Here is a 6,107-nt window from a genome sequence, read left to right as displayed (position 1 = left end):
AGTGGACTATGCGCGGCGATAGCTAACGCCGAAGATGGGGTGAGATCGGCAAACCCAATGGGTTTCACCTTTTGAATACAACCATCGATGGTACCCAACCGTGATCGTTACCAATCGACCTTCTTCGAGAAAGGTGAATCGATCAGTTTGGGTAAGAGTCGACGTTAATGGGGTTTGATACAAAAGATTTGATGTCGACGCAAGGATTTTAAGGATCGTTTCACCGGTGAACTGTGCGGGTGCAACGCCGGCGCTCATCCGCAGAAGATGAATGCCGATGCCACTTGGATTTCATATCACGGTGATCATACCCCGAGGTAATCCGAGGGTAAGGTTCTGGCGGACTGCGGTCCTGCGCGGGACCATAAGGATCGGAATCGATTTCCAGTTGGCTTGCCGACCCCGCCGCAGGCGCAAAGCATTGCGCCTGCTTTGTCGATTCAAAGCGCCCGCATCCACTCCGGACGCAGGGCCACCTTGCCTGCCAGGGCCGAATCGATCAGGGCCAGGGTTTTGGCTTTCTCCTTGGGCATCCGGGCGCGGATGGGCAGGTAGTTGGAGGCGTGGTTGGCGTGAAACAGTCCCTGGGACTGGTGGGTTTCGGCGATCATGGTGCGCAGCTCGGCCAGCATCTCGTCCGGTTCGATGAGGGTGAACCGGCCGCTGCGGGCGTCCTCGTGCATGGGGGTGCCGGGAATCAGCATCAGGCTCAGGGCACCCACATATTCCGGATCGATGGCTGACAATACCCGGCCGGTCTCCCGGGCGTGGATCTGGGACCGCTCCCGTCCGGCCAGACCCAGCAACACGGTGATGGAGAGCTTAATGCCCGCTTCCCTGGCTTTTTTGCCCATGTCGATCATATGCTGGGCGGTGGCGCCTTTGTTGATGGCCTTGAGGGTGACGTCGTCGCCGGTCTCCAGCCCCATGTAGGCGATGCCTATGCCGTTTTCCCGGAGCGCTTTCAATTCATCCACGGTTTTCATGTTCAGGCTTTTGGCGTTGGCATACACCCCGATCCGGGTTACCCAGGGCAACTGGCGGCGGATTTCGGTGAGTATTTTCATGAGCCGTTTCTGGGGGATGATCAGTGCGTCGCCGTCGCACAGAAACACACGGCGCTGGCGCTGGCAGTGGGTGGCGGCAAAGGCGATGTCGGCCATGATGATTTCATCGGATTTGATCTTGAACCGCTCTCCCTGGTAGGCGCCGCAGAAGGTGCACTTGTTGCGCGAGCAGCCTACGGTGACCTGGAGCAGGATGCTGTTGGCTTCGCTTGGGGGCCTGATCATGTTGCCTTCGTAGTGCATGACATTCCTCTCTTGAGAGCCAGTTCCAAAAAGCCCCATTTCGGCCAATATCTGCGTTGGGCTCACCTTTCAATCCTCGGAATACCTAAGTGTATGCTTCCGGTTGAAATGATCGCCTGCCTTGATCTTGGCCGAACTGCCGCCTTTTGAAACTGGCTCGATGAATTTTTTTCCGTCGACAAGCCAGAGGTGGATTGAATCCGTCGGAAATGCGACTTTTTACAAGTTCATTACCGCTTTTTTATTCCAAAATTCCCGAATTCGGATATGGATCCTTATAACATTCGGTGATAATCTGATGGCTATTTATGGGATTGTCAAGAATCCACCATTCTGATATGAACTACTTCAACTAATGAACCTTGTTTATAATCCGCCAAAGGCATCAAGGCAACCTCGCCCCGCCTCTGTTTTCAATGGATGGCAGCCGGCGTCGGACACCTTTTCTATCCGCTTCAATCACCGAATCGAAGGGAGGAGAACCACGCATGAGCAAATTATTGTGGCAGCCGTCTGAAGCGCAGATCAAAGCGTCTAACATGTACCGGTTCATGGCGCTGATCAACGAGCGATATGGCACATCTTTTGACAGCTACGACGGCCTCTATCAATGGTCTGTCGACCATATCCCCGAGTTCTGGAAGGAGATGTGGGATTTCGCTGCGATCAAGGCCTCGGTACCCTATGATAGGGTGATCGATGATGCTAACCGGATGCCCGGTGCCCGCTGGTTTGACGGCGCCCGGCTCAATTTCGCCGAGAATCTGCTGCGCTACCGTGACGACCGCTTGGCCTTGGTATTCCGCGGGGAAGACCAGGTTCGGCGGACGTTCACCTATGCCCAGCTTTACGACGAGGTGGCACGGGTGGCCATGGCGTTGAAAGATGCCGGGGTGGTGGCCGGCGACCGGGTGGCCGGCTTCGTTCCCAACATGCCCGAATCGATCATCGCCATGCTGGCTGCAAGCTCGCTCGGGGCGGCCTGGTCCTCCTGCTCGCCGGATTTCGGCATCAAGGGCGTCCTGGACCGCTTCGGCCAGATCCGACCCAAGGTGCTTTTCACAGCGGACGGCTACTTTTTTAAAGGCAAACCATTGGACTCGCTTGCGCGCATCGCCGACATTATCAGCCAGATTCCCTCGGTGGAAAGGCTGGTGGTGGTGCCCTATGCCCAGGAAAAACCGGACATCAACGCCATCCCCAATGCCGTGCTGTATGCCGACTTCAAATCGGCGGAAGACGGGCTGGAGATCGATTTCGCCCAATTGCCATTCGATCATCCGCTATACGTCATGTATTCATCGGGTACGACCGGCCTGCCCAAGTGCATGGTTCAGAGTGCCGGGGGCATTCTCATCCACCACCTCAAAGAATTGATACTGCACACCGATCTCAAGCGTGAGGACACGATTTTCTATTTCACCACCTGCGGGTGGATGATGTGGAACTGGCTGGTCAGTTCCCTGGCCACCGGCGCCACGCTGGTGCTGTACGACGGCAATCCCTTTCATCCTTCTCCCGGGGCCCTGGGGCAAATGGCCCAGGATGAGAAGATTTCAGTTTTCGGCACCAGCGCCGGATACCTGGCCGCACTCCAGGCTGCCGGTGTCCGGCCGAAAGCGGACTTTGATCTGGCCCCCTTGCGGGCGGTGCTCTCCACCGGATCACCCCTTTCCATCGAAAGTTTTGAATTCGTTTACGACGCGGTCAAGTCCGACCTCCAACTGGCCTCCATTGCCGGCGGCACGGACCTCAACGGCTGTTTTGCCCTGGGCAACCCCATGGGGCCGGTATACGCCGGCGAGCTGCAGTGCCGGGGGCTTGCCATGAAGGTGTTTGCTTTCGACGACGACGGCAAACCCGTGGTGGGCCAGGAGGGGGAACTGGTCTGCGCGGCGCCATTCCCATCGATGCCCATCTACTTCTGGAACGACCCTGAGGGCAAGAAGTATCACAGCGCCTATTTCGACGTCTACCCGGGCATCTGGCGCCACGGCGATTACATCGTGGTCAGCGAACACGGTGGCGTGGTCATGCACGGCCGTTCCGACGCCACCTTGAATCCCGGCGGCGTGCGAATTGGTACGGCCGAATTGTACCGGCAGGTGGAGCAGTTGGAAGAGGTCGAGGACAGCGTAGTGGTAGGGCAGAAATGGGACAACGATGTGCGTGTTATTCTTTTCGTTAAACTGGCCCCGGGCTTTGATCTCACCGACGATCTTAAAAACAAGATCCGCAAGACCATTCGCGTGCATGCGTCACCGCGCCATGTGCCCGCCAAGATCATCCCGGTGCCGGACATCCCCTATACCCTGAACATGAAAAAGGTGGAACTCGCCGTGAAGAAGGTGATCCACAACCAGGAGGTGAAAAACAAGGATGCCCTGAGGAATCCGGAGGCGTTGGATTTCTATGCCGGGATTGCTGAACTTCAGGAAAATTGAGGAATTAAGGGATTAGGGAATTGAAAACAAAATGGGCGGGGATAGTCCTCCGCCCGTTTTGATGTTGTCCACCATCGACCACCCACTGCTATATTGGTAAATGCGCTTTATAAAAGCTGCTTTCTGCGTTTTAGTCCCTCTGCAGGTTGAGCCCTTCCCGTGGACCCTCGACCCTGTGGCCTCTTCTATCCGGTCTTTCCTTTTCACCATTCGATGTTGGACGTTCGATGTTCAACGTTCATTGCGAAGCCGAGGGTCTAATACCCCGTTGCTTGCGACGATAAAATTGATTGCATCCTTTGTTGATACCCCGCTGCTTGCGGCGGGGTAGTTCATTTTCCTGGTGATGCCCAATTGGGTTGTCTTATATAAAAGTCAGCGGATCAGTAAAATCCAAAGGGTATGCCTTAGCAGCTGTTGAAAAACTATTGCGCCTGGCCATTCGGCGTTAAAATTCGACTCAATGTGCTCATTTAGCAACCTTAAACTACGCTTTTTCGCCTGATTTTGCCTTGTCTTGCCTGCTCTTATGACGTTTTTCAATTGTCTGTTGGGCGGATCCTATTTTTTGGGGGAAGGATTTCCGTGATAGTCAAGCTGTTGGACGATAAAAGACGACCCCTTTTCTATCAGGTTCATGGAAATCTTACCCGAATTCTCCCGCCATTTTTTGTCGGGCGGTAACCATTTCAGGAAAAAATCTCCGTCGATTGTTATGGTCTGCTGGTCTTCGGCAACTGAAAAATCCTGCATTTCAATCCGATATTGAATGGTTTCGATGAATTTAAAGTTCCTTTCGTATTTGGGCAAAAGGCTGTCAAATAACTTACCGTTTTCCATGGCATTGGCCGAAAAAAATTGAGTGAACCGATCTAAATTTTTTGCAGCATAGGTATTGCAATAGGTCTGCAAAAATGAGCGAAGTCGGTTTTCCATACCAATGATATCCAATTGCCCTGCCGCGATCGTGGTGCTCCCACTTGTCTCGGATGTCGATTGAAGCGGTGTTTCTGCTTTGGCTGACAGGGATGCTTCAGGGCGGTTGCCCGAAGGTGTTTCTTCAGCCGATGTGGTTTTTTCGGTCGTAACGGTGGATGGTGATACCGTTGCCGGACTTTCCGGTTCAGTGGCACGTGGGCCTTTGGCGTCGGTAGCTGATTTGCCGCCTGCATTGCCAAGCGATGTCCCTGGGTTCACCGGTGAACTGGGTGTGGCGGCGGCCAGGACAGCGACCACGCCCGCCTTCGCCCCCGCCTTGCCAGGTGTGGTCGCATCGCTTTCAACCACCGGTGTATCAGGGGATGGGGCGGGTTCCGGCGCAGCCTCGGGTGTAGACACTGCTTTTTGGCGATCGGCGCCCGTATCTACGTTCCGGGCTGGCGGTGCGTCTTGGGCAACTGTCTCTTTCCGGGGGGGCGGTTCCACTGCTGGTCCGGGTTCGGCAGCCAGGACAGCGACCATGGCCGCCGCCGCCTTGCCGGCTGCGGTCACAGGGCTGTCAACCGCAGGCGCATCGGTGGACGGGGCGAGTTCAACCGCAGCCTCACCTGCAGGCACTGCCGCTTGACCAGCGGCACCCCTATCTGCGTCCCGGACTGGCGGTGCGTCTTGGGCAACTGTCTCTTTCCGGGGGGGCGGTTCCACTGTTGGTCCGGGTTGGGCAGCCAGGACAGCGACCATTGCCGCCGCCGCCTTGCCGGCTGCGGTCACAGGGCTGTCAACCGCAGGCGTATTGGTGGACGGGTCGGGTTTCGGCGAAGCCTCGGCGCCAGGCACTGCCGCTTGACTAAGAGTGCTCGCATCTACCTCCCGGGCCGGTGGGACAGCTTGGTCAACTGTCTCTTTCCGAGGTGTCGGGTCTGCTTTTGGTTCCGGTTCGGCGGCGGCCAGGACAGCTACGGTACCTGAATCTGGCGCCACTTTGCCGGGCTCGGTCACTTTCCTATCCACCTCACTGATAGTGGGCAATGGGTCGGGTGCAGGAGAAACTATGGCTTGAAAAAGTGGCGGCTGTCCTTCAGCACCCGATGACTTCTCATTTTGGACTACTTTTTCCTGTTGGTCGGTTTCCTTGTCAGACTTTGTTATGGCGATCTCATTTTTCGGTAATGCTTGGGTAGGCGCCTTTTGGCTTTTTTCGGTTATCCTCGGTGGCGCCCCTGCGACTGTGCCCGTTTGTTGACTGGAGGCGTCCGCCAATTTGTTTTGGGTCTCCGGCGTCGTTGTCCAGAAAGGTGCAGGCCACAGCAGATAATAACCCGCCAGGGCGCCCAGGACGATAAAAAGGCCGATGAGTATGGGGACACCCATAGACATAGACCGGCGAGGTGGGAGCTGGCGCGTTTCGGGTCGG

4 protein-coding genes are annotated in these 6,107 nt (G+C 56.0%); 2 read left to right on the top strand and 2 right to left on the bottom strand.

The window, feature by feature from the left end:
• Window positions 1–440: 440 nt before the first annotated feature.
• Complete coding sequence (locus QNK41_RS22840; protein WP_319262147.1) at window positions 441–1,310, bottom strand: radical SAM protein; 870 nt, start codon at window positions 1,308–1,310, stop codon at window positions 441–443.
• A gap of 488 nt (window positions 1,311–1,798) precedes the next feature.
• Between QNK41_RS22840 and QNK41_RS22835 the strand changes: the two genes are divergently transcribed.
• Window positions 1,799–3,754, top strand: coding sequence for an acetoacetate--CoA ligase (locus tag QNK41_RS22835; RefSeq protein WP_319262145.1), 1,956 nt, complete (start codon window positions 1,799–1,801; stop codon window positions 3,752–3,754).
• A 561-nt stretch (window positions 3,755–4,315) separates the two neighbouring features.
• Here the strand turns inward: QNK41_RS22835 and QNK41_RS22830 are convergent.
• Complete coding sequence (locus QNK41_RS22830; RefSeq protein WP_319262142.1) at window positions 4,316–5,041, bottom strand: hypothetical protein; 726 nt, start codon at window positions 5,039–5,041, stop codon at window positions 4,316–4,318.
• Window positions 5,042–5,143: 102 nt separating this feature from the next.
• Here QNK41_RS22830 and QNK41_RS22825 point away from each other — a divergent pair, with 102 nt between their 5' ends.
• Complete coding sequence (locus QNK41_RS22825) at window positions 5,144–5,662, top strand: hypothetical protein (RefSeq protein ID WP_319262139.1); 519 nt, start codon at window positions 5,144–5,146, stop codon at window positions 5,660–5,662.
• The last annotated feature ends 445 nt before the right edge of the window (window positions 5,663–6,107 follow it).

Origin of the sequence: Desulfosarcina sp. (genome assembly GCF_033791525.1) — a bacterium.
Taxonomy (GTDB): Bacteria; Desulfobacterota; Desulfobacteria; order Desulfobacterales; family Desulfosarcinaceae; genus Desulfosarcina.
Note: the sequence above shows the minus strand (reverse complement) of the source record. Positions and strands in the feature narration are given on the sequence as shown.